This window comes from Streptomyces sp. NPDC015125 (assembly GCF_043080045.1).
Classification (GTDB): domain Bacteria; phylum Actinomycetota; class Actinomycetes; order Streptomycetales; family Streptomycetaceae; genus Streptomyces.
In genome coordinates this window covers 1-1,366 of sequence record NZ_JBIBVF010000053.1, presented here as the reverse complement: position 1 = coordinate 1,366, position 1,366 = coordinate 1, and the positions used below count along the sequence as shown (strand labels likewise).

Annotated in this window: 2 protein-coding genes; both read right to left on the bottom strand. The window is 66.7% G+C overall.

Annotation, left to right across the window (positions count from 1 at the left end; genetic code table 11):
- Positions 1 to 191, bottom strand: a 191-nt coding sequence (locus tag ACF088_RS41225; RefSeq protein WP_392381122.1) for an ATP-binding cassette domain-containing protein, incomplete at its 3' end; no start/stop codon positions are given.
- Between the two features lie 161 nt (positions 192 to 352).
- Positions 353 to 1,366, bottom strand: a 1,014-nt coding sequence (locus ACF088_RS41220) for a sugar ABC transporter substrate-binding protein (RefSeq protein ID WP_392381121.1), incomplete at its 5' end; no start/stop codon positions are given.

Here is a 1,366-nt window from a genome sequence, read left to right as displayed (position 1 = left end):
CCCTCATCGATGGGGTGCACGCCGGCGATCGTCTTGACCAGCGTGGACTTTCCGGCGCCGTTGTCGCCCACCAGGGCGACCACCTCACCGGCGTGGACCTCAAGCTCTACCTCGGTGAGCGCCTGGACGGCACCGAATCGCTTGGAGACCCCGCGCAACGCCAGCACGGGCGTAGCGGACACGTGAACCATCTCCTTCGCCGCCTGACCCGGCGGGAGGTTGTACAGAAGTATTTGGGGGGGGTGTTCCGTCCGGCGCCCCGCGTAGCTTGCGGGGCTGATGGGTGCGGGGCGCCGGAGGAGCTGGGGCGGCCGGTCCCGGGCGGCTCAGCAGGCTCGGGACGCGGGTCCGCTTACTTGAGGCCGATCTTGTCGCAGGCGGCCTTGTACTTGTCCGTGCAGATCTCGTCGATCGTGTAGAAGCCGTCCTTGATGACGGTCTCCTTGATGTTGTCCTTGGTCAGCGAGACGACCGGGACGATGACCGCGGGGATGCCCTTGGCGGTGGCGGAGTCGACCTTGTCGTTGGCGATGGAGTCGAGCGACTCGCCCTTGGCGAGCGCGACGGCCATCTCGGCCGCGGTCTCGGCCTCCTTCGGGTACGACTTGAAGACGCTCATGTACTGCTCACCGGTGACGATGCGCTGCACGCCCGCGAGCTCGGCGTCCTGGCCGGTGACCGGGACGTTGGAGATGCCGGCGGCCTTCAGGGCGGTGATGATGCCGCCCGCCATGCCGTCGTTGGCGGAGTAGACGCCCGCGATCTTGTTCTTGCCGATCTTCTCGATCGCCTCGGTCATGTTGGCCTCGGCGTTCTCCGGCTTCCAGTCCTTGGTGTCGAAGGACTGGGCGATCGTCACCTTGCCGTTCAGCTCGGACAGCGCGCCCGCCTTGAACTGCTTGGCGTTCGGGTCGATGGACGAGCCGTTCATCATGACGATCTTGTCGGAGCTCTCCGGGTCGCCGCCGAGCGCCTCGATGAGGGAGCGGCCCTGGACCTCGCCGACCAGTTCGTTGTCGAAGGAGATGTAGGCGTCGATCGGGCCCTCGGCCAGCCGGTCGAAGGCGACGACCTTGATGCCGGCGTCCTTGGCCTTCTGCACCCCGTCGGCGATGGCGTGCGCGTCCACCGCGTCCAGCACGATCACGTCGACCTTGTCGTCGACCATCTGCTGCATCTGCTCGGCCTGCTTGGCGGCGCTGGCCTCGGCGTTGGCGTACTTGACGTTGCCCTCGTCGCGCGTGAGGTCACCGACCTTCGCCTTGAAGAAGGGGTAGTCGAACTGCTCGTAGCGCGTGTTCTCCTTCTCCGGCAGCAGCAGGCCGACGGTGAGGTCATTGCCCTTGGTCGGGCTCGCGTCGTCGCT